Raw genomic sequence first — 20,504 nt, 5'->3', positions numbered from 1 at the left:
TTAACGCAGCGGGAAGGCGTCACGTTGGAGACGTCGCTCCACGCCCTGGACCGTGTCCTGGGTCGCCCCATGCGGCGATGCCGACATCGGCGAATCATTGCCCGGCACGTCCGCCGGCCCGCAGCTGCGCGAGTACACCGACGACGTCGAGCAGGTCCGTGTCGTGTAGGTCGCCACCGCTGTGCGCACGGTGGTCGTCAACCGGCGGAGAGCTGGCCAAGGCGTGGACGGTTTTCGTCTCCTCTGCGATGGTGTGGCGATGTCTGAGGGGGAGCGGGAGACGCTGGCCGTTGCACTGGACCATGCGTGGCGCTGGTACGAGAACCGGCGTGGCCGTGCGGTGTTGTTCCTTCAGATTCTCGTGCTGTGGCTGGCCATTCTCGGCACCGCTTACGGTGTTGCTGTGCAGGCCGAGCAGTACGCACTTGCCGGCTCTATGGGGGTGATCGCGGCGGTCAGCGTGGCCGTGACCGATCTGGAGACCTCCAGGCTGCGCGCTTCCGCGCAGCTTGCCGCCGAAGCGGTTACCGAGCTCCAGGGCCGTCTGGCCGATGCGCTGAGCCTGGAGGCGATGCGGCTCAACCAGCGTGAACAGGCTGGACGGCCTCCGACGCCGACCTTGCTGGGCTTGGATTCCGGCCGATGGGTGGCGTTCGTCAGCATCGCCGTGGCGCTCGCGGGCGCCCTGTACACGTGGCTGGCCCTACCCTAGCGAGGAGGCTATTTCGCGGGCTGGGCGGTGCTCCGGGCGTGTACCTGCTGCCCGGGGGCTGCCGCAGCCCCGGCGTGCCCGGCAGGATTTCGTCGATCACCTGGAAGAACGACCTGGACAGCCGGCAGTCACAAGATCACAGAAGTCTGATCCCTACTCCGTGACGAAGGGTGCGTATCCAATCGGGACCTCGCTCATCTGAAGGTCCGAGAAGAGCAAGGTCACGTGGTGTGCGTTGGCTTCGATGCGCACCTCGTGAAAGTCGATCCCAGGGCCCCGGTACACGCGCACGCTCGACGTGATCACAGATCAGTCCACGGGCGCGGCTCGCCCCCGGTCAGCGGCACCCAGACCGGTCCGGAGGGCGCGTGTTCCTCGATGTCCTCGAGGACGGCGGCTCCCAACGGAGCCTCGCGGGCGAGGGCTGCGACGAGCGGGTGGTGGGCGACCATCGCCTGCAGATCGCTGATGCGGTCGTCCAGCCGGGCCCGGGCGGCGCCGGTGAGGACAAAGAGGATGCGGGGGAAGACCGGATACCAGCGCAGCCACGCCGGGCCGGTGGAGACAGATCGGCGGCGTCCGACGGGCTGGGCTTCGTAGTGGAACAGTCTGGCGTACTCGATCAGCTTCACGGCCAGCCGCTCGCTGCTCATGGTGGTGCGATCGACTTCCACGAACGCGCGCAGCTTCCGCCGGCGTTCGCCGTCGACGACGGTGTAGTGCAGGACGGCGTCGGCCACCAGCCGCTCACCCTCACCGATGGAATGAGCCACCTCAGGAGTCCAGTCCCACGGGCCGTGTTCGTGCCCGAGCCGGCGCGCGTCTGCCGCGAACGGCAGGTGGGAGCGTACGACGGTCAGCGTGTGTGGCGTCTTCAGTGACGCTGCTGTTGCCGAGGTGATGGGGTACGGCGGGCGTCCCCGCAGGAGGGGATGATCGCGGGTCAGAAGCACCCCGTCCGGGGTGAGGTACCAGGCGTGCGTACGCGGCCGGTCCAGGTCCGGCAGCGGGGTGAGGTCGACCAAGCCCGCGGAGCGCAGCTTGTTCAGCGCCCGGGAGACCAGTTGGCGGGAGCCGGTCGGCCGCAGCATCTGGAGCAGTTGGCCGGTCGTGGCCATCCGGTGCAGGGCGAGCGCGGTCAGAACCTGCAAGCGCAACGGTTCAGAAGGGCTGGGGGCCAGTTCAGCGGCGGAAACACCTGAAGAAGAACGAGTCATGGACGACAGACAACCGGCCGGCCCAGACCATGGCCCGGACCACGAGACCCCGACCACGGTCACGATCCCAGAACAACCTCATGGTCTGCGCCATGGTACGGGCAGACCACGCCACTCGCGGATGACGCTGTAGAGCCATCCGCGCGCCGTCGGACCATGAGCGATGGCCGGTTGGCAGCAGCAGGTGCTGCTGCGGGGCGTGGTGACGAACCACGCCATGCCGGCCATCGCTGCGACCCCCGGCCCGCAAGGGACCAACTCCCCATACCGGGAGCCGCGTTCATAGGGGCGGTGCGCGCAGGTCCGCTCACCGCCGGCTGCTACTTCTTGGACCGCTGGGCGGCCTGGTCCAGGATGCGCCGGCGTGTCCACCGCCGGCGCCCCTTCTGACGGCCTGCTTCGGCGACCCCGTCCACGGTCTTCAGCAGCGGCAGGTTGCCCTGGGACAGAGCGCTGGAGAAGGATCCGACACTCTTGTATCCCAGCAGCGCGGCTGCCTGGCTCGCCCCCAGCAGCTCCTCAAGCGCACCGTCGGCGGAGACCTCGGGCAGCGGCGGCGCCTGCTTGGTGCCGGCGCGCCGTCCGCGGCCGGGCCGGCTGGCCATCCACTCCTTCAGGGTCGACACCTTCCACAGCTGGCGGCGGTAGGGGTTCTCGGCCGTGCCCATCTCTTCCACGACGTCCGGCTCGGGAAAGTAACCGGGGTGGTCCCGCACGAACGTGTTGACCTGGTTGGCGTTCTTGTAGCCGAGATACCTCGAGGCGTCCGAGGCGTTCAGCAACGTCTCCGGATCGAGGGAGGGCGGCCGGTGCTGGGTGAGCCGCGCCGAGGAGCGATGGGAAAACCACTCGGTGATTTCCGTGTGGTCCCACAGGCGGGCGCGGCCACGCTTGTCGACAGGCTCGGGAAACGCCGTGCCTACGGTGTTTTTGGTGCGCTCGGTGTAGAACTGGCTGATCCGTGCGGACGTCAGACCGTGTTCAGCCGCGATCTCGGCAGCGTCGGCCAGACGAGGTTCACGGTGCGAGGTCATGGCAGAACCGTCCCCTTCTGTCAGCAGTGCGCCGGCCAGCCCGGGCACATAAAGCAAATAATGGCAGAAGTTCCGGCGGGGGGTCCAGCCCACAGCACATCGCCTTTTCGACGGCGGCCGCGCTGACGGCTGCCGGCTATTCCTCGGGGGTCAGGCAGAGTCTGCGGCGCGCGGCGGCCTCGGCCTTTTCCATGAACGCCCAGGCGGCCGGCGTCCTCTTCCCCTCGGTCAGGGCCAGCAGCAGGAGCATCTCGGCGCGGTCATGAGGCATCCCAGGGCATGCCGGCGATGGCATCGCGTCTCGTGGGCGCCTGGTGCCGCCTCGCCGGTCATCCCACCTGTGTAGCGGCCATCAGGTCCGCGGTGGCCAGTTGACCGAGAGTCGGTGGTCATGGACACCTATTGATCTCTTCGGAGTGTTGTCGTGGGGTGGTGACGTGTAGTGATCCCTGCGGTAGGCCGGTGGTATGCGATACGCGCAGGGTGGTGGTCTGACCGCGGAGCGGCGGCGGTTTCGTGAGCAGATCCGGTACGAGGCCGGTGAACGGTTCGCCCGGGGTGAGAAGACCGCGGTGATCGCGAAGGATCTGCGGGTTGAGCGATCGGTCGGTGGAACGCTGGCGGCGTGCTTGGTGCGATGGCGGTTGGACGCTCTCGCCTCCACGGGCCCCTCGAAACTGCCGAAGCTGTCTGACGATCAGTTCGCTGAGCTGGAGAAGCAGTATGGGCTGACCGGATTCGAACCGGTGTCCTCCCCCGTGCGATGAAGGCGGGACGACCACTGCGCTACGAGCCCCGGCCCGCTCGTGTTCATACGAGCCACCTGCACCCCGTTGCCCGGAATTGATCCAGGGGAACTGATCATTCGGCGTGAGGCACACCGGTGCTGTATGTCGGCCCGGGGGTCAGAAGTTGTGGATGTCGAGGCTGGACTGCACTTCGACGTAGAGGTGTTGGGCTTCGGCGTTGTCTTTGGTGTCCTTGGCCCATACCTGGACCCGGTAGTAGTTGCCCTTGTCGTCGGTCACATACAGGTTGGTGACCTGCTCATGCGCTCCGGACGTTGTGGGGGAGTAGCGGACCGTGACGGCAGCGGCGTCCTTGCCGTCGATGGTGAGGCGCTGGATCTCACCGGCCGGGGAGGCGCTAGAAACGGTCGGGCTCTTCCCGTTCTTATCGCGTCCGCCCAGTTCGTACCAGTTGATCGACTCTTGTGCGAGCTCGGTCGTCGTTTCGCCGATGTCCGCCGTGCCTGCACGCACTTTGATTTTGAAGCGTTTGTCGGGGGAGACGTAGTGGGCTTCCGGGCGGCCGTCGAGATCGAGGACGCGACGGGACTGATAGCTGGACGGGACGGCGAGGGAGACGTTCACGTGCTCCGCTGTGCTGGATGCCCGCCGTGTCTCCCATCCCGCGGGTGGCGCGTACGCGGTAGGCGTGAGGCCGTAGTAGGCCGTTCCTGCGATGGCGAGCGTCGCACCGGTGATTCCGGCCGTGATCAAAGTGGCTCTGCGAAACGACCGACTGCGTCCTGGCGAGGCTGCCACGCCCGCTGCGTCAACGACCGCCGACTCTTCCTCGACCGCAGACTCTGTGCCCGATTGCCAGGCCCTCCAGCGCCCCCTCCACTCCCTGAGCGTCTCTTCGGACCAGTCCCGGTCCGCGTGCAGGTAGCAGCCGTGGACGAAGCCGAGCAAGCTTGTCTCACGCACGGGGGCCTCACCTTTGATGATCTTCCGGGCGGTGTCGGCGCCGATGGTCGTGACGCGGCCGTCTTTGTTCCGGTGCTGCAGCGCGTGGCCAGGCGGCTCCCCGGAGTCCCGCCAGAGGGTGTGAACGGCCTGTTGCAGGGCCGAGCCTTCCCACATGGGCGCTTCACGCTCGTTCTTGCTGTCTGCCACGCGGTTCCTTTGCTGCGCTGTTATGGGAATCAGCTTGATGGCGGTCCCCCAACATCCGTGAATCTTTCCCCAAGTTGTCATATGCCGCTTATTTAATGGATCAGCCGATTCTAGTTGTGCCGGTGCCGACCGGACGCCCCGTACCGGCCCGATACCTCGGAAACCGCGCCGACTTCATGCCGTATTCGCGATCGGCGCCGATCGGTTGAGCCGATCGGCTGCCTTGCTGGTCAGGTGGGTGGCAGGCCGCCGCACGCCAGGAGCGGTGGCCGTCGCGGTCCGGGGCGCCAGGGCTGCGACATGCCCTGTCCCCTGTGTGAAGGAAAATGCCATGACCGGCCTGATGCTTCTCGCTCTTCTCGTCGTGGTGGTGATCGCCTGGCTCGCCCTGTTGAAGGCACCGGGCGACCAGGTACCGGCCGTCGTGACAGCGCTGACCCGCGCCGTCGTTGCCCTCGTTCTGACCTATGTCGCTCTGCGGCTGACTGGTCCCGAGGACATCTCCGCCGTTCTCCAAGGCGCCCTGCGCTATCTGCGTATGTAGCCCGGCCCTTGGCACGTTGATGCCCGGCAACGCGGTGGCGTCGCCGGGCTTCAACGTGCAAGCCGCGATGGACGACGCGTTACTGATCTCCTCGGGTTGTTGTCGGGTGAGGGTGAGTCCGGTGCCGGCGAGGCAGCCGTCGATGAGGTCGGGCCGAAGCTGGATGTAGCGCAGGCCGCGGCGGAGGGTGCGTTCGAGATGCTCGTCGTCGGTGAAGGCCGTGTTGGCCAGCGGGCCGCGGCGTAACAGTGACCAGATGCCCTCCACTGGATTCAAGTCCGGCGCATAGGAGGGCAGTTGAACGATGGTGAGCCAGTCATGCGCCTTGACCAGCGCCCCGGCCTTTGCGTGGGAGCGGTTGACGGCCAGCTGGCCGGCGGACGGGCTGTTCCGTCGGCCGCTGGGCGGAGACGACGAGCAGGAGGTCGTCGGCGGGCCGCAGATCGCAGGTCTCCCAGGGGGCGCCCTGGGAGAGCAGCACCGCCTCGCCAGGCGCGGTGGCGAGGCCGCGCTGCCGCAGCCGCACGACTGGCTGAAGGGCTCGGGGTGGGCGATGTAGGGGGTCTTGATGAGACGGTGCCGCGGTAGAGAACGTTCGGCTGGTCAGGGGGAGTTGGCTCTGTCGAGGGGTGGGAGAGTGTGGCCATGGAGATTGCGAACCGCATGTTGACGGTGGAGGTGGTCGCGGCACTGAGGTACTGGCCTGGTGTCATCTGGGGAGGTCAGAAGAACCCTCCGGAACCCGGTGGATCTCACCGTTCTGCCTCCCTTCTTCAACGGGGTGTTGCAGGAGTTTCCCTGGTGGAACCGCGACTGGAAGGTCCGCGAAGTTGAGCCGGCTCTTCCCCTGGAGATCGAGAGTGATCACCACGGTCACCCTTCAAGGTTGACCGACCGAGGTGTCAGTGCCGGGCATGGTCGGTTCCAGCGGTGGTGAGAGCCTGCCTTTCGTCGCGAAGATCGGGTTTGCGGGCGACCAACTGATCAGATTCCAGGCCAAGATCGGCGACGTGGTCCTCGGTCCTGCCGTTGCCCCTGCTGGGCGGCTGGAGCCGCATCCGTTCGCAAGGGCGCTCACCAGGTTGATGGACCTGCGCGGGATTCCGGTCAGGGCGATGGCAAGGGAGACCGCACGATCGATGTCCACCATCCACATGCTCCGCAGCGGCAGGCACAATCCGGAGCCGCTGCTCACCCAGGAGATCGCCAGGGGCCTGGTCATGTCCGAAGCGGACCTGAGAGTCATCGCTGGGCTCGACGACGGCAGTACGCGGTAGCCGACACGGCGTTGTTGCAGGATCACCGCCCGGCGAGCGCGGCGCGTGCGGCTCGTTCGGACAGGGCGTGTGCGGGCATGGAGGGCCGGCAGCCTTTCGGGCGGGGCGCGGCACCGGCAGGCGAACCGGTGCCGCGCCGGGGCGGGCGAAGAGGGGTGTGGTCAGCGGCGACGGGAAGGGGAGTGCCGTCGGCGGCCGGGGTGGAGGGGCCGGGCTAGGGCCGGTGGGCGGTCTGCTTCTGCTCCCACCAGGCGGGCGGACGGCCCGGCCCGGCGGCCTGGTGGGAGGTGGCGGCGGGCTGGGGCGCTGGGGGAGCGGTGTAGGGGCGGGCGGCGATCGGGCTGGGCAGGCTGGTCTCGGTGTAGGCGATGCGCCTGCGCAGGCTGATGCCGAGGTCGTCGACGCTCAGGTAGAGGGCGTTGTCCCTGACCCCGGTGATGCGCCCCTTGACCAGGACGCTGACCCCGTCGACGAGCGATTCGGCGGCGTTCGTGGCCAGGTCCCGCCAGGCGGTGCAGATGTAGGAAATCGGATCCAGGTCACGCCACTGCTGCGCGGTGGCATCCCACTGCGTGGGGGTCTCGGTGAGGCGGAACCGGCAGACAGCGACGCCGTCTTGGGTGAAGCGGACTTCCACGCCACCGGCGACGGTGCCGCTCACGTGCGTGACGGACGGGGCCATACGAACACCTCTTACATCAAATAATAGTGTGTTCCATGTGGGGGTCAACCCCCTGTCGGCACGTCCCCGTGCGGTACGGCCGGCCAGGCGCCGGAAGTGGGTCTTCCATCCGGTCGGCTGCGCCGGGGCTGACTGTGATGCGTCTGCCATGCGGCAGCGCGCGGAACCCCCAGACGTGCAGCGCGTCGCCGCTCGCCGAGATCTCGATCCATGTGTCGCGTCGCTGGTGGTGTCCAGCACGCCTCGCGCCCAATCCGCGTCCGCGCCCTCGACGTCGAGGCGGTAAGTCCTTTCAGCGGGGCTGCTTCAGGGTGAGGACGTCTGCGGTAGTTGACGACACTTGATTCGTGTTGCACACGCTCTTCGGACGATGCGCCAGGACCTCAGACGGGCCGCGCCTGCCCCGTTCCACCGGAGTTCGCGTTGCGGAGAGCGTGCGGTTGGCCATACGCCCGACCGGTGATCTTGGCAGTGTCTCAGCCAACGACCGCTGTGCCGCGAACTTCTGGCAGGGAGGCGCGAGGAGCATCATTGATGGCCATGGGAAGAGGGGCCAGGTGCCGCTTGGCGGCGTTTTGGGCATGACTGACGTCGGAGCGGCGGTAGCGCGTTTGGGGACGGCGCGGCTGCTACGGCGGAGGACCGGGGGCGGTCGATGACGGTCGAGGAGCTCGTGGCAGCAGTGGTCGCCTTGGCGATCGTGTCTGCGAAGAGGTTGGGTGCCGATCTGGCGGATCGCGCGATGGAGGGTGTGGAGCAGTCGGTGGCCGACCGGCTGGGGCGGCTGTACCGGTGGGTCGCCGGACGGCTGCCCGGTGAGGAGAGTGCGGCTCTGGTCGATGAGGCGGGCCGTTCTCCGGCTGCACAGGCTCTGCTGCGACGGCGGCTGGTACTGGCTCTGGGTGAGGATCCCGCAGGCGTAGAGGAGCTGCGGGTGCTGCTGTCGCCGTACGGGCCCGTTCTCGCCCATGGCGATTTCCTTCTTCCGGAATCGTTCGGAATCCCGCGTCAGTTGCCGCTGGCGGTGGCGGATTTCACCGGTCGCGGCCAGGAGTTGGCGCTGCTGGTGGAGGCTGCTGGGCGTGCGGGCGGTGGCAGGGTGTGCCTGGTGTACGGTCCGGGCGGGGTCGGCAAGACGGCCGTCGTGGTGCAGGCTGCTCATCGGCTGATGCCGTCTTTCCCCGACGGCCAGCTTTTCGTCGACCTGAACGGGGCGGAGGAACGTCCTGCTGCCGTGGGTGAGGTTCTGGGCGACTTCCTGGTGGCTCTGGGAGTAGCGCGCGGCCGAATCCCCGACGATGAGGCTGGACGGACACGGCAGTTCCGAACGGAGCTGGCCGACCGGCGTGTTCTGATCATTCTGGACAACGCGGCCAGTGAACAGCAGATAGGTGCGCTGATACCGGGTGGGTCTTCGTGCGCTGTACTGATCACCAGTCGCCAGGGCCTTGCCACACTGGCCGTGGATGAGCGCGTCGCATTGGCCGGGCTGGACGAGGACACCGCCTGGGATCTGTTGAGACGGATCAGCGGCGGGGACCGGGTGGACGAGGACCCCGAAGCAGGTCGCGACGTGGTCCGTTTGTGCGGCGGGCTCCCGCTGGCCCTGCGCATCGCGGGAGCGCGGCTGGCCACGTTTCCCGCCCGTACTGTGGGCTCCTTCGCCCGCGATCTCGCCGACGACCACCGGCGGCTGGATGTGCTGAGCCTGGGCGAGCGCAGCGTGCGCGCGGTCTTCCGCGCTGGTTATCAGGCACTCCCGTCGTTGCAGCAGCGTGCGTTCAGGCTGATGTCCGCCCTGGACACTCCCGACCTGCCGGCCTGGGCGCTGTCGCCTTTGCTAGATGTGGACGCCAATACGGCCGACGCGTGCCTGGAGGGACTACTACTGGCACATCTCGTGCAGGCTCGCCGCGCCGAGGCAGGCGGCCAGCGCATCCTGCTCCACGATCTCGCGCGCGGGTTCTCCAAGGAGCGAGCGGCCGAGCAGTCGGCGGACGAGTCCGACAGCGCCGTGCTGCGTCTGCTGGGTGCCCTCCTCAGCGCGGCCGACGCAGCCGACACGCAGCTACGGCCGGCCGGTGCCCGGCACAGCGGCCGTGACGGTGCGGTCCGCCGTCTGCCGCCAGACGACGCTGTGGCGGGTGATGTGAAAGAGGCCGTCGAGTGGTTCGAAGCCGAGCGTGTGGTGCTGGTGGAAGCTGTCGCCCATGCTCACGTTCGCGGGTGGTGGGAGCTGTGCTGGGAGATCACCGACGCCATGAGTATCGCTCTTGAGCATCAGTGGCGCTGGGACATCAGCAGCCAGGTCCATGAGCTTGCTCTGGACGCGGCCGACCGTCTGGGGGATGGCGGGGCCCGCGCCGCGCTGCTGCGCAACCTCGGCGAAGCCTTGCGTGACGGCGGCAGTGACGTGGGCAGGGCCGCAGAGTGCTTCAGCGAAGCGATCGCTCTCTTCCACAGCTCGGGCGACGCATACGGCGAGAGCGATGCCCTGGGCAACCTAGGAATCCTGCAACGCCAGCAGGGCGAGCTGTGGGAAGCAGCGCGAACGCTCACCGCGGCCGAGAGTCTCTTCAGGGCCCTGCCGCTTGAACGCGGACTGGCATGGACCCTGCGGGAAAAGGCGGTGATCAGCCGACACCACGCTCACTACGACCAAGCACTCGCTCAACTCGACCAAGCACAGGCCCTGTTCGCCGCCAACGCGGAACCCCGCGGTATCGGGTGGATTCTGCGCACCCGCGCCGACACCGAGAAGGAGAGCACGGTGGGCGGCTGCCCGCTCCCTCGCCGCTGGTACGCAGGCCCCTGGCCCGGGTGCCACATCACAAGCCGTCCCGCACTGGATCCACGGTGGGCCGCGGCCCGCACCCACTACGAGCACGCTGCCCAAACCCTGCACGCTGTTCGGGACCACCGCGGGCACACCTGGGCAACCCTGGGGCTGGCCGACATGGCGCTCTACGAGGGCGACCACACCGCCGCCGAACTGATCAGCCGTGCGCTTCAGGAGACCGACGCCTGCGGCGACCATCGAGGCCGCAGCAGGGCACTGACCGTGCAAGCCCTGCTGCACGCCGAGGCAAACCGCCTCAGCGACGCCATCACGCTGGCAGAGCAAGCCCTCGCCGGCCCCAGCGACCACGTCGGCGCCGCTCAGGCCAGCTTCCGCCTTGCCCGTCTCTACGGCGCCGCCGGCCGGCATGACGACGTCCTCCACACCCTCCAGCAGTCCCGAACCCACTATCACGCCGCCGGCATGCCCTTCCCCGACCTTGTCGACACCGAACTCTGCAGGACACTCAACCGCCCCGTGCCCCGCGCCCGTCTCTTCCGCCGCCATCAGTGATGCCTGCGGCTTGACAGACCGATCCGTGGAGGGTGCCTGTGGTACTCGGTGACGGCGGTCCCGGCCGACCGCGCAGTGATCGCCTCCCGTCTGGAGTTCGACAACTGGCTCAGAACTCGATGCAGCTCGCCATGACACGCCCTGAGTTGCGGCACCCCAGGCGGTCAAACTTCATCACTGAGCTTCTTCAGCGTTGCCGCTCCAGAGTGAGGACGGCTCTGGCGATTGACGCCATGCGGTTGGGGCTGCAGCGGGATCTACGGAAGATGCGCCAGGACTTCAGATGCGCGACGCCGCGTTCGACCGGTGCCCGTGCCGGACGGGAACGCCCTGGCGCTCGAAGATGCGGATGATCCGGTGTGTGCGCCGCGGTCAGGTCGTGGGTCCGGCCCGGCAGCGCGGGTGACAGCCACAGCAGCCGGCTGCCCGTCCGGATCGGTGACCACGGGCACGTTCACCCCGTGCCTGCGGTGCTTGTGGGAGTAGTCGGCCCGTCCGTCGCCGACCCGGCTGCACTCGGCGTGTGTGCCGTCCCGCAGGACGAAGTCGGTATCGGCCGGTGGGCGAGGGCTCTTTCATTTCGGCCGTGCAGCGGTGGCTCGCTTGCTCGCAGTCCTCGGGCCTATCGGGCTTGCAGGTGTCTGGCGTGGGTCGGTTGCGGAGTAGCGGGGCGGGCTCAGGGGTTGTTCGAGTACTGTCCCGTGCATACATCGATGTACCGGTCGGGGTCGAAGGCTTCGTGTTGCGGCCAGTAGATGTTGATTTTCCGGTAGGTCCGGGCGCCGTTGCAGTTTCCCAGGTCGAAGGCGACGACGGTGCTGGTTTCCCAGGGGCTTTCGGCTACTGATTGGCCGACGGCGTAGATGGCTTCGCCGGTTGCTGTGGCGCGGGGTTTGCCCCAGGAGGTCCAGTGCAGGTCGCGGACCATTCCGGAGGGGCTGCCGCCGTTGTAGAACATGGAGGGTTCGGGCAGCCCGTATCCCTTCTGGTTCGGCGCCCACAGCGTGCCCAGCAGGGGGGTGGCCGTCTGCTCGGGAGGAGCCCAGCTGAAGGCCACGACGGACTCGTCGAGCTTGGCTTCCTGGTTTTTGGCGTTGGTCACCAGCAGTGGTGACTTGGGGGGCCGGTAGTCGTTGAGGCCGACGGTTCCGGCGCGTCGCGCATTCCATCCGCCGGGGGTGGTCTGGGCCGTCGTGGCGTTCTGGTCTGTCTTGGTCCAGGTGCCCGCGGCGAGCCGGTAGACGGCGGTCGGCTGCCGGCCGCCGGCATCTCCCAGTTCGTATGTCTGGCAGACCTTCTCCGGCTGGCGGAAGGCGCTGGCCAGAACGTCTCCGCGGGCGTCGAACCAGACGGCTGTGATCCGCAGCGGCGATCGCGTACCGGTGGTGGGCAGCGCGGTGGTGGTGCGTTTGTCGGCGTCGAGGTCTACGACGGTGACGCCGTCCGGCGGCTCGCAGGGATCTCCTCCCGAGACGTTGCCGCCGAAGGCCAGCCGTGTGCCGTCCGGGCTGATGGCTGTGTACTGGCCGGGCTGGCGGGCGCCGCCGGGAATCTGGGTGAAGGTGTCGTCGACGACGGTGGTCACCATGCCGTCGGCGGTCATCCGGTACAGCTTGTTGCCATCGGCGCCGCCGACGTTGTTGTCGATCGTGAAGATGAGGAGCTCGCTGCCCTGGGCTGTGCTGCCGACGAGGAAGTATTGGAGCGCGGCAGCGGTGAGGTCGACGCCCTGGAAGTCCAGGGTGCGGGGTGCCGCGCCGGTGGGCGGGTGGGACAGGATCTCGCCTCCCTGGCGCACGCTGACGAGGTTCGCTCCCTGGAAGGCGAGGCCGGCGCAGCCGTCGCAGTTCCAGGTGCGGCTCTGGCCGGTCGTCAGATCGGTGGAGTGCAGTGTGGTCGCCGTTTGCCGGCCGGTGGTGGTGAGCCAGCCCAGGTGGCGTCGGTCGGCGGACCAGACGAGGTCTGTGACGGTGCTGCCGTCCTCGACCGTGGCGACGGTTGTGGCCTCGTCCTTGGTCTGGACGCGGATGTGTGTATCGGTGGCGTACGCGATGGTCGGCATGGTCGCGACGACCGGCACGGTCCGCGCCGGGGAGGCGGCCTCGGGGCGGGTGAGCACCAGGGTGCCCACGATCACGGCCGCTGTGGCGACTGCGGCCGTGGCGGCCTTGACCACGGGGTGCCGCAACGGCCGCACCGTAGACGGTGGTGCGCTCAATGGGCCGGACAAGGTGATCGGGGGATGCGTCGGTGGTGCGGAGGACAGCACCGAGATGGCTGTGGACCATGCCTGGTTGATGGCCTGGAGAACGAGTGTGCGCACCGGGCGGACGAACAGCAGGATGACGAGCGCGGGTGCCCATTCGGCTTTGAGGGCGGTCCGTTCGCCGTCACACACCGTGCACCGGTGGCACTTTGTGGACTTCACGCAGGTGTCGAGGGCGAGGATGTCGCGCACCCTGCAGGTGGGACACACCGCGCAGGAACCGCAGTCGGCGCATTTGCGGGCGTGCTTGAGCACGTGATCCCGCAGCTCGCCGCCGAACTCACCCGGGTACCTGCCGACGATGTCGGTCAACCGGCGGCACAGTGTGCGGTCCTGCTGCACGAGCAGGAACGCCTCGAAGCCGACCGCGACGACGGCGGCCACCCTGGTGACCTTGTTCTGAACGGTCTTGTGCGACAGCGCCCGTCCGCTCGCTGCCAGGCGCCCCGTGATCTCGGCCACCGACAGGCCCTGTTGGTAGTAGAGCTGATAGATCTCCTGTTCGTCCTCGGCCAGGGTGCCCCCGAGTCTGCTCGCGATGACGCGCGCCTCGGCCAGCCGCTTCTCGTCGTCCCGTGCCACGCCCACCCGGGACACACCCGACCCGAAAGCGTCACCCTGCACGTCGGCCTTGCTCAGACGCTCCCGGGCCACGTCTCGGCGCCGGTAGTGGTTGAGTTCGCGGCGGCGGCTGAAGTTGATGAGCCAGCCGCCCAGCCGGTCGGGGTTCGCCGGCCCCTCTCCTTTCAGGAGCTTGTCGCAGGCGTCGGCGAAGGTCTCCTGGGTGACCTCTGCCGCCGCCTCCGCGTCCCCCATCCTGCGCGCCGTCGCGACCAGCACCTCGCGTACATAGCGCTCCGCGATCATCTCCAGCGCCCTCTTGCGTCGTTTGGGCCGCGACGCGTCTAACGCCTGAGCCACCAGCTCCCGGTCCGTGACCGGCTCGCTGTCCGGCCCCCACATACGGTCTCCCACTGTCACTCACCCCCGTGTGAGCTGCGTCGACGGCAACTCACGGAACTAGCGCGAAAAATCTTCGGCGAACTCCGGGAAACGCCCGCGCTGCTCGCCCTGGGCCTCCGTCAGATACCTCGCGGCATCACAACGGAGGACGCCATGTCCCGTCGCAAGCAGCGCAACCACACCGCCCCCGCCGAGGGGGAAGCGCAGGTCTCCATCCGGCAGCAGACCGCCCGGGTTTGGGCACTGGGAGGGTCCGGCCTCTTGGGTGCCGGTCTCTCCTGCAGCCTGATGAGCCGCAGCCCCCTGTGGCCCGTGGTGGCAACGGTCGGCCTCACGGTCGTCGGTGCGATCGCCCAGCACACCCCCGATCTCGTACGTGCCCTCGTCCGGCGCATGACCTTGCGTACGACCCTGCGCGAGGTACGGCAGTTCGCGCGTGAGGACCTCCTGTCAGCGAAGATCTCCCCCCAGCAGCTGCTGAAGCTGGCGGCGGAGATTCACCGGCTCACGCTGGAGAACCGCCCCATGCAGTCACACGACGACCGTCGCGACTCCAACTGACGGCCGCGACCGTGGGGTCCTCCACCAGGAGGGCCCCACGGCACCGCCCGATCCCGTTCTGGCCCGTCAGCGCACCGCATTAGGTGAAACAAACGGACAGATACCGTACAACCAATCTTCAAGCCATGAGACAGAAATGAGATGATCTGAACGGACAAGGGAGTCATACGGCTCGCAACAGGATCATGAGGAATTCATCGTGGGTTGATTCCAGCGGATGCGACACGCTGCCGCGCATCGCCCCGCCTAGCTCGAACACGACGGCGTCGTCCTGGCGGGGGCCGGCGGTGGCGCGCACGGGGCCGGCGGGCGTGTCGATGGTCAGGATCGGGCTGGACATGGGCTGGGACTCCTCAGAACTCGACCGGGCGGGCTGGGGCGTGACCCGGTGGGTTGGGGGGGCGTGCCGCCCCGCGCTCGCCGAAGGGGGAGGTGCGGGCGCGGAGCGGCACTCGGCCAGTGGCGGGCTGGCCGGAGTGGATGGCGACTGAGGGGCTACTCCTTCGCGGTCCTGTGGGGGCGGTGCAGTGCGGGGGCGTGGCAGACCACGAGGGGCGCGGCGTCGTCTGCGGGCAGGGACGTGACGGTCTGGTGGAGTTCGGCCGTGTCTATGGGGTGCAGCCATCCGGCCCGTATCTCCCACCCGCACACGCGTGGCTCCGCGTCGGTGGTCGTGGCGATCAGGACGGCGTCGCGCACGGTGCTGTTTTCCAGGGCGAACGTCAGCAGCATGAAGAACTGCCCGTACTCCTCGGCGGAGTGATCCACGCGCCACGAATCGGGCTCGAGGGACACGTACAGGTCGGCGCTCATCTCCGTGCCGTCGGTGCGCTCGGCGTTGATGTTCAGCGCGTGGCTGCCCTCGCCGAGGGCTGGGAGCAACGCGGTGAGCGCGTGCAGGGCGCGGCCGATGGCGGCGTTGTCGGGGCGGGGGAGCTCGGGCTCAGGCATGCGGGGCCTCCTCGTCAAAGTCGGGGAGCTGGAGGAGAACGGGGGCGGGGTAGACCTGCCGGAGTACGGCGGCCACGTCGGAGCACGGGATGACGGCGGCCTGGAGGGCGTCCGTGTCCAGCGGGTGCAGCCATCCGTCACGCAGGGACCACCCGCACGCGCGGGGGTGGGGCTCGGCGGCGGCCGTGGTGGCGATCAGGACGGCGCTGCGCATCGTGCTGCCCTCGAGCGCGAAGACGAGCAGCATGCGCAGGGCGCAGAACTCGTCTTCGTCCAGGACGGCCAGGCGCAGCGGCTCCATGCCGATGGAGAGGTCGGCTCGGCCTGTGACGAACGCGTGGTCGGTCCGCTGGGCCACGAGGTTCAGGGTGTGCTCACCGTCTCCGAGTGCCTGGACCACGGCGGACAGGGCGGTGAGGGTGCGGCTCATGGCGGCCGCGATGGCGTGGTCTGAGGGGTGGGCGAGCTCCGGGCGTGCAGACATGAGGACTCCTTGCGAGACGGGGCGGTGGGCGGTGGGCGTCACAGGCCGGCGGCCGCCCTGCGCCCCTGGGCACGACGGATGTTGTGGCGCGCGGGCGGCTCCGCCGACGTGACGCGCTGCCGCCACGCGCCAAGGGGCGGGGCGGGGCGGGTGCGCTCCGCGCTCTCCGCGGGGCCGGGTCGTGCGCTCCGAGCTCTCGGGTGGGTCGGGCCCGTGCGGGCCGGGCTGGGGGAGTGGCCCGGCCCGCACGGGGGCCTGTATCAGCCGTGCGCGGCGGCGGCCGTGAGGGCGGGCACCGCGAGCGCTTCCAGGGCGGCGGCCTGGTCGGCGTCGGTGAGGGTCTGCGCGGTCGACGTGATGGCCTGCATCACGCCCCCGGCCGTCATCTGACCACCCCGGATGAAGTGGGACAGGATCCGGTCCTTCGTCTCGGTGCCGATGCTGAGGGACTTGGTGACGTGCTCGATGGTCTTCGTCGGCTCGTCCAGCGTCTTCCCGGCGGCAGCCTCCATCGCGTGCACCTTCGCCTCGACGTACTCACGGGACAGGAAGGTGCGAACGGCGTCGGTGGTCTTGGAGGTGATGAGTTCCAGCGTCTTGCGCTGGGTCTGGCCGGACCAGGACACAACGCCCTCGTCCTGCTTGCCTCCCAGGTGCACGGCGCGCATGACGTCCTTGGTCTCGGTCAGGCCGTTGCGGCAGACCTGGATGACCGCGCGCGGGGTGATGGTGTACGCCCCCGCGCCTACCTCGCTGTTGGTGATGACGAACCCGGCCGAGATCATCGGGAGTTCGTCACCGCTGCGGCCGTCGAACGGGGAGCGGTAGCCGCGCAGCAGGTTGCGGGCCTGGACGGCGACGGCTTCGGACTCGACGCGCACGTACATGCGCCGGTCGGTGAGGTCGCACCCCGTGATCCGGGTGGGGTGCCCGGACTGCTCCACCCCGTCCAGGGCGGCCAACAGCATGTCCAGGTTGTCCATCAGCTTGTAGCTGTCGGACAGCAGCGCGCGGGCCACGCCCTCGCCGGGCATCCCGGGGCCGTTCTCGCCCCGGAACGCGCGGAGCATGAAACGGCGCTCCGGCTCCTGCCGCATCCACGCGTTGACGTTGTCGTCCAACAGCGGGACGTTCTCCGCGCGCATGCGGCGCAGGTAGGCCAGCGGGATGCGGAGCTTGTCAGAGATCCCCTCGTCGGCAACGGCGGTGGGGCGGTAGATGCCGTCAACGGCCGTCACGCCGCGCGCGCTGAGCTGGGCCTCGACGCCTTCGACGTGCACGTTTCCCTCACGCATCCGCAGCGCGGACGCGGTGGCGATGACGTCCAGCTTCCGGCGCTGCCCGTCCTCCAGGATGCGGACCAGGTCGGACGCGTCGGCGTTGCGGGCACCGGTGGGGGCGACATTCGTAGCGCGCTCGGCGAACTGCTGAGTCATGCGGTTTCCCCTTCCCTGTTGGTCTCTGCGGTTCGGGGGGCGGGGCCACCGCCCCCCCGAACAACTCCAATAATAGTGTGTTTCAGGGGTGGGTGAACCCACCCCTGACCTGCACGTTTACACCAGGGGCGCGCGGAAGTCCGGAAGCGGCGTCAGGCTCTGCCGCCGTACGCGCGTGACAGCGGGCACCGGCATACCGCCGATCACCTCGCACAGGTCGTAGCGGACGCGGGGAACCGCCCCGACGACAGGTCCGGCCTGCGCCGTGATCGCCTGCACCCAGTAGACGCCGTGACGGCGCGTCACGCTGCCGTGATACCTGACCTTCTGCCACAGCACCGGCCCGCAGTCCTGCGGGTTGAGGCTGCGCGCCACCGCGAGCGCAAGCTGATTCGCCACCCGCTCGGACAACAGCAGGTCGACGAACGCGCGGTCTACCGTCCCGCGGTCGACCGGCACATCAGCCATGGCCGGGCCCGTGTGACCGGTGCGCACACCCAACGCCCAACCCAACTCGAAGAACGACCGGACCACCTCCAACTGCTCGTGCGACACCCGCATAGCATCCGGGTCCCGCTCACTGCGCGCCAACTCCCGCAGCGCATAACGAGCCTGCTCCTTTTCGGCGTCCGTGAGCGGCGCTCCGATTTCCCGGGCCTGCTCTGGAATCCGCGTGCTCTCCATGGCGTCCCTTCTCCTTTTCGGTGATGCCGGGGGAGGGGGCACTCCAGTCGGGGTGCCCCCGTGCGGACTACTTCAGGAACCCGTTCGACCGGAGGAAATCGGCCGCGATGTACGCGACTCCATGGGGCTTGTAGATCTGCGGGAATCGCCGTAACTCCACTTCCATGCGCCCTGCCTTGTCCGGGGCGATGAACTCCTGAACCAGGCGGTACGGTTCCTCACCCCTCGGCATTTCCAGGACGACCGGACCAACGGCCGTGGTCTCGAACCGAATTCCGGTGTAATTCCGGTCGGAGTTGTGCACGACCTTCACCCCTGCCCGCGCGCACAGCAGCGGCAACAGGTTCGCGATCGTGCGGGCACGAACCGCGAGCTCGGTCATAGGAGCATCCGCGCCGCGCACCCCGCGCACGATCCCGTCACTGATCGTCAGTTCCACGTCTTTCCCCTTCGTTGATCCATTGCGGTTCCCGGGGGCCGTCTCTCCCTGCACTCCAAATAATAGTGTCTATGTTGTTCGGGTGGAACCCCTGTTGCGCTGCGGGTTGCGCTGGAGGTTGCGCCAGGGTGTTGCGCTGGAAGTTGCGCCAAGGTGTTGCGCTGGAGGTTGCGCACCCCCATCGAGCCTCTCCACATCACCCCAGCTCACCCCAACACCCAAGCCTGGTACGCCTGCTGACATCCCCCTCTGCACACCCCCACGCACCCCAGACAAGAAGAAGAAGGGAAAGGGAAGGGCGGGGACGGGTACGGGAGCACATCGGAGGATCGGCGCGCCGTCCTCCTCTGCTTGCGCGTCGGCGGGGCCTCCGCGCTCCGGGCGCCGGACACAGCCGACGCAGCAGACCGAGTGTGGGAGCAGCGGGGCACAGCGCGCGGCCGGCACCTCGCCCCCGCAGCACAGCCCCGGCAGATCACCCAGCGCGATCAAGGCGCGCACCATCCCTGTGCAGGGAAGACATCACCTACGATAGAAGGTGCTTCGAGAGAGGCGCTGCTGGCGGGGAGTTCCGGCCCGGGTTTGCCGACCCACCGGATCGCCGTTCCCCGCCAGCAGACCTATTTCCAGCAACATAATGGGCGCAGCGAAATACGGCACCAATAAAGGCGCTGCACATTTCCCGCTCTACTTCGAGAGTTCTTTTGCGCGCGGTCTGCTCCGCAGACGCGACGCGCCGCCGCTACGCGGCGGACACACCCGGGGCGCTCCGCACCCCGGCAAGATCGGCGCTGGCATCGCTACGCGATGCACGACGGAGGGGCGGCCCGCTGATGCGGGCCGCCCCTCCTCAATCTCTACGACGCTCCGCGTCGTTGTGAGTGGGGGTGCCGGGGTCGCTTGACCGGCACCCCCACCCGCCCTGCCCCGCCCGGCGGGTCCACGGAGCAGGGTGCGGGCCAGGTCGCCATCCCAGCCCGCCCCAGGGCAGCTACAGGACGGTGTAGGCGACCGGCGGGTAGACCGCCTCACCCTCGTCGTCGTCCTCGTCGCTGCCATGCAGCCCGAACGCGTCCAGGAACACGGCCGGTTCACGGTCGCCGATCAGCTCGGCCGCCTCGGACGCGGTGCACTCGTTGAGCGTGCAGTAGGCCAGATGCCAGGCCCGGATGACCGTCTCGCCCTCCGCACCCTGCGCGGGCGAACGCAGGAACAACGTGCCGTACGACAGCGGCTGCGCCAGCCCGACCATCAGCAGAAACGCCATGTTGTCCAGGTACTTCTCCTCGGCGCCCACCAGGTCATCCACGCCGCCGTCACCCTCCACGGTCAGCGGGAGCACCGCACACAGCGGCTTCTCCTGGCCATCCATGGTCACGCCCAGCCGCACCACATGCTCACCCGGCGCCAGCTGACCCATCAGACGGGCCAGCACCGCGTAGGCCTCCTCACGGGCCTCCGCGATCCGAGTCGGAGAAATCGGCTTCAGCTTCGCCATTGCACTACCCCTTCATTTGCTTCGAGAGTTTCCACCCGGTGAGGTTGCCGCCTTACCAGGTAGTCCAATTCTATTTTCTGGACGGGCCTGCGAGAATAGGGAGTTGAAGCATTCTTGGAAAACAAGCCATATCCTCGCGGCCGCTCAAGGAACAGAAAGTGCTCAGCGCTCAGAAAGCCGGAGGAAGTTCGCCACTCTCTGCTACAGGGCAGGGGAGGGGGTAGCCAATCAGCCCAGAATCCATCGATCTGTCCGAACTGACGCATCCCCAAATTGGCCGAAAGCCCGCATCCCGTCCCAGACCCTCTCTCGCTGCTGCCTCTGACGCGCCCGAAGGGTGCGTCAGGTTCTGTGCGGGACTGCGGAGCAGGCCCGCACAGAACGAATCTGACCGAAGGTCAGATTTCCGGATCACGGAGTGATCCGGCAGGCGGAACGGAGTTCCGCCCCTCCCGCGCGGAGCGCGGGACCCGCCGCGTAGCGGCGGCGCGTCGTGTCTGCGG

The 20,504-nt window shown here is 68.3% G+C and carries 19 protein-coding genes and 4 pseudogenes; 7 read left to right on the top strand and 16 right to left on the bottom strand.

Features of this window, described 5'->3' with window-relative positions; translation table 11 throughout:
- Window positions 1-259: 259 nt before the first annotated feature.
- Window positions 260-712, top strand: coding sequence for a hypothetical protein (locus tag OG381_RS00110; protein ID WP_327713995.1), 453 nt, complete (start codon window positions 260-262; stop codon window positions 710-712).
- Between the two features lie 153 nt (window positions 713-865).
- Here OG381_RS00110 and OG381_RS49410 read toward each other — a convergent pair.
- From OG381_RS49410 to OG381_RS00095, 4 genes and pseudogenes are all read right to left on the bottom strand, one after another.
- A pseudogene (locus OG381_RS49410) lies at window positions 866-982 on the bottom strand (YxiG-like protein); the annotation flags it as partial.
- Window positions 983-1,014: 32 nt separating this feature from the next.
- A complete protein-coding gene (locus tag OG381_RS00105) occupies window positions 1,015-1,929 on the bottom strand; it encodes a replication-relaxation family protein (RefSeq protein ID WP_327713994.1) in 915 nt (304 codons plus the stop codon).
- A 320-nt stretch (window positions 1,930-2,249) separates the two neighbouring features.
- Window positions 2,250-2,963, bottom strand: coding sequence for a hypothetical protein (locus OG381_RS00100; protein ID WP_327722351.1), 714 nt, complete (start codon window positions 2,961-2,963; stop codon window positions 2,250-2,252).
- Window positions 2,964-3,099: 136 nt separating this feature from the next.
- Window positions 3,100-3,234 (bottom strand): hypothetical protein, encoded by a 135-nt coding sequence (locus OG381_RS00095; RefSeq protein WP_327713993.1) that lies wholly within the window; start codon window positions 3,232-3,234, stop codon window positions 3,100-3,102.
- A gap of 196 nt (window positions 3,235-3,430) precedes the next feature.
- On the opposite strand from OG381_RS00095, the pseudogene OG381_RS00090 reads away from it, so the two are divergent.
- Window positions 3,431-3,691, top strand: a pseudogene (locus tag OG381_RS00090) (helix-turn-helix domain-containing protein); the annotation flags it as partial.
- 177 nt (window positions 3,692-3,868) lie between these two features.
- Here the strand turns inward: OG381_RS00090 and OG381_RS00085 are convergent.
- Window positions 3,869-4,864 carry a hypothetical protein gene (locus OG381_RS00085; protein WP_327713991.1) on the bottom strand — a complete coding sequence of 332 codons (996 nt, stop codon included), beginning with the start codon at window positions 4,862-4,864 and terminating at the stop codon, window positions 3,869-3,871.
- A gap of 331 nt (window positions 4,865-5,195) precedes the next feature.
- Between OG381_RS00085 and OG381_RS00080 the strand changes: the two genes are divergently transcribed.
- Window positions 5,196-5,408 (top strand): hypothetical protein, encoded by a 213-nt coding sequence (locus tag OG381_RS00080; RefSeq protein ID WP_327713990.1) that lies wholly within the window; start codon window positions 5,196-5,198, stop codon window positions 5,406-5,408.
- Between the two features lie 105 nt (window positions 5,409-5,513).
- Here the strand turns inward: OG381_RS00080 and OG381_RS00075 are convergent.
- A pseudogene (locus OG381_RS00075) lies at window positions 5,514-5,732 on the bottom strand (transposase); the annotation flags it as partial.
- 1 nt (window position 5,733) lies between these two features.
- Here OG381_RS00075 and OG381_RS00070 point away from each other — a divergent pair.
- Window positions 5,734-5,967 carry a hypothetical protein gene (locus OG381_RS00070; RefSeq protein WP_327713989.1) on the top strand — a complete coding sequence of 78 codons (234 nt, stop codon included), beginning with the start codon at window positions 5,734-5,736 and terminating at the stop codon, window positions 5,965-5,967.
- A 355-nt stretch (window positions 5,968-6,322) separates the two neighbouring features.
- Window positions 6,323-6,685: a hypothetical protein gene (locus OG381_RS00065; RefSeq protein WP_327713988.1), complete on the top strand. Its 363-nt coding sequence runs from the start codon at window positions 6,323-6,325 to the stop codon at window positions 6,683-6,685.
- Between the two features lie 214 nt (window positions 6,686-6,899).
- Here OG381_RS00065 and OG381_RS00060 read toward each other — a convergent pair whose 3' ends face one another.
- Window positions 6,900-7,367 carry a single-stranded DNA-binding protein gene (locus tag OG381_RS00060; protein ID WP_327713987.1) on the bottom strand — a complete coding sequence of 156 codons (468 nt, stop codon included), beginning with the start codon at window positions 7,365-7,367 and terminating at the stop codon, window positions 6,900-6,902.
- Window positions 7,368-8,022: 655 nt separating this feature from the next.
- Here OG381_RS00060 and OG381_RS00055 point away from each other — a divergent pair.
- The gene (locus OG381_RS00055) at window positions 8,023-10,719 is read left to right on the top strand and encodes an NB-ARC domain-containing protein (RefSeq protein ID WP_327713986.1); all 2,697 of its coding nucleotides are present in this window, start codon (window positions 8,023-8,025) and stop codon (window positions 10,717-10,719) included.
- A gap of 187 nt (window positions 10,720-10,906) precedes the next feature.
- Here OG381_RS00055 and OG381_RS00050 read toward each other — a convergent pair.
- Together OG381_RS00050 and OG381_RS00045 are read right to left on the bottom strand one after the other, a co-directional pair.
- Window positions 10,907-11,273, bottom strand: a pseudogene (locus tag OG381_RS00050) (transposase family protein); the annotation flags it as partial.
- A gap of 122 nt (window positions 11,274-11,395) precedes the next feature.
- Complete coding sequence (locus OG381_RS00045) at window positions 11,396-13,948, bottom strand: sigma-70 family RNA polymerase sigma factor (protein WP_327713985.1); 2,553 nt, start codon at window positions 13,946-13,948, stop codon at window positions 11,396-11,398.
- A 153-nt stretch (window positions 13,949-14,101) separates the two neighbouring features.
- Between OG381_RS00045 and OG381_RS00040 the strand changes: the two genes are divergently transcribed.
- Window positions 14,102-14,509 carry a hypothetical protein gene (locus OG381_RS00040; RefSeq protein ID WP_327713984.1) on the top strand — a complete coding sequence of 136 codons (408 nt, stop codon included), beginning with the start codon at window positions 14,102-14,104 and terminating at the stop codon, window positions 14,507-14,509.
- A 163-nt stretch (window positions 14,510-14,672) separates the two neighbouring features.
- Here OG381_RS00040 and OG381_RS00035 read toward each other — a convergent pair whose 3' ends face one another.
- From OG381_RS00035 to OG381_RS00005, 7 genes are all read right to left on the bottom strand, one after another.
- On the bottom strand, window positions 14,673-14,849 hold the full coding sequence (locus tag OG381_RS00035; protein WP_327713983.1) for a hypothetical protein: 177 nt from the start codon (window positions 14,847-14,849) through the stop codon (window positions 14,673-14,675).
- Between the two features lie 155 nt (window positions 14,850-15,004).
- Window positions 15,005-15,460 carry a hypothetical protein gene (locus OG381_RS00030; protein ID WP_327713982.1) on the bottom strand — a complete coding sequence of 152 codons (456 nt, stop codon included), beginning with the start codon at window positions 15,458-15,460 and terminating at the stop codon, window positions 15,005-15,007.
- On the bottom strand, window positions 15,453-15,944 hold the full coding sequence (locus tag OG381_RS00025) for a hypothetical protein (protein WP_327713981.1): 492 nt from the start codon (window positions 15,942-15,944) through the stop codon (window positions 15,453-15,455). The genes OG381_RS00030 and OG381_RS00025 overlap by 8 nt, the downstream gene beginning before the upstream one ends.
- A 260-nt stretch (window positions 15,945-16,204) precedes the next feature.
- Complete coding sequence (locus tag OG381_RS00020) at window positions 16,205-17,380, bottom strand: DUF932 domain-containing protein (RefSeq protein WP_327713980.1); 1,176 nt, start codon at window positions 17,378-17,380, stop codon at window positions 16,205-16,207.
- A gap of 117 nt (window positions 17,381-17,497) precedes the next feature.
- Window positions 17,498-18,064, bottom strand: coding sequence for a hypothetical protein (locus tag OG381_RS00015; RefSeq protein WP_327713979.1), 567 nt, complete (start codon window positions 18,062-18,064; stop codon window positions 17,498-17,500).
- Between the two features lie 67 nt (window positions 18,065-18,131).
- Complete coding sequence (locus tag OG381_RS00010; protein WP_327713978.1) at window positions 18,132-18,503, bottom strand: hypothetical protein; 372 nt, start codon at window positions 18,501-18,503, stop codon at window positions 18,132-18,134.
- A gap of 991 nt (window positions 18,504-19,494) precedes the next feature.
- Window positions 19,495-20,001, bottom strand: a complete 507-nt coding sequence (locus tag OG381_RS00005; protein ID WP_327713977.1) for a hypothetical protein — start codon at window positions 19,999-20,001, stop codon at window positions 19,495-19,497.
- Between the last annotated feature and the right edge of the window lie 503 nt (window positions 20,002-20,504).

The sequence above is a fragment of the Streptomyces sp. NBC_00490 genome (assembly GCF_036013645.1).
In the GTDB taxonomy this organism is placed as follows: domain Bacteria; phylum Actinomycetota; class Actinomycetes; order Streptomycetales; family Streptomycetaceae; genus Streptomyces; species Streptomyces canus_F.
This window is presented reverse-complemented; position numbering and strand designations above follow the sequence as displayed.

Coding starts and splice junctions, on each gene's coding strand:
- OG381_RS00110 (WP_327713995.1), top strand. CDS start 260: ATGTCTGAGGGGGAGCGGGAGACGCTGGCCGTTGCACTGGACCATGCG.
- OG381_RS00065 (WP_327713988.1), top strand. CDS start 6,323: ATGGTCGGTTCCAGCGGTGGTGAGAGCCTGCCTTTCGTCGCGAAGATC.
- OG381_RS00005 (WP_327713977.1), bottom strand. CDS start 20,001: ATGGCGAAGCTGAAGCCGATTTCTCCGACTCGGATCGCGGAGGCCCGT.
- OG381_RS00095 (WP_327713993.1), bottom strand. CDS start 3,234: ATGCCTCATGACCGCGCCGAGATGCTCCTGCTGCTGGCCCTGACCGAG.
- OG381_RS00015 (WP_327713979.1), bottom strand. CDS start 18,064: ATGGAGAGCACGCGGATTCCAGAGCAGGCCCGGGAAATCGGAGCGCCG.
- OG381_RS00105 (WP_327713994.1), bottom strand. CDS start 1,929: ATGACTCGTTCTTCTTCAGGTGTTTCCGCCGCTGAACTGGCCCCCAGC.
- OG381_RS00060 (WP_327713987.1), bottom strand. CDS start 7,367: ATGGCCCCGTCCGTCACGCACGTGAGCGGCACCGTCGCCGGTGGCGTG.
- OG381_RS00055 (WP_327713986.1), top strand. CDS start 8,023: ATGACGGTCGAGGAGCTCGTGGCAGCAGTGGTCGCCTTGGCGATCGTG.
- OG381_RS00045 (WP_327713985.1), bottom strand. CDS start 13,948: ATGTGGGGGCCGGACAGCGAGCCGGTCACGGACCGGGAGCTGGTGGCT.
- OG381_RS00040 (WP_327713984.1), top strand. CDS start 14,102: ATGTCCCGTCGCAAGCAGCGCAACCACACCGCCCCCGCCGAGGGGGAA.
- OG381_RS00035 (WP_327713983.1), bottom strand. CDS start 14,849: ATGTCCAGCCCGATCCTGACCATCGACACGCCCGCCGGCCCCGTGCGC.
- OG381_RS00030 (WP_327713982.1), bottom strand. CDS start 15,460: ATGCCTGAGCCCGAGCTCCCCCGCCCCGACAACGCCGCCATCGGCCGC.
- OG381_RS00025 (WP_327713981.1), bottom strand. CDS start 15,944: ATGTCTGCACGCCCGGAGCTCGCCCACCCCTCAGACCACGCCATCGCG.
- OG381_RS00100 (WP_327722351.1), bottom strand. CDS start 2,963: ATGACCTCGCACCGTGAACCTCGTCTGGCCGACGCTGCCGAGATCGCG.
- OG381_RS00020 (WP_327713980.1), bottom strand. CDS start 17,380: ATGACTCAGCAGTTCGCCGAGCGCGCTACGAATGTCGCCCCCACCGGT.
- OG381_RS00080 (WP_327713990.1), top strand. CDS start 5,196: ATGACCGGCCTGATGCTTCTCGCTCTTCTCGTCGTGGTGGTGATCGCC.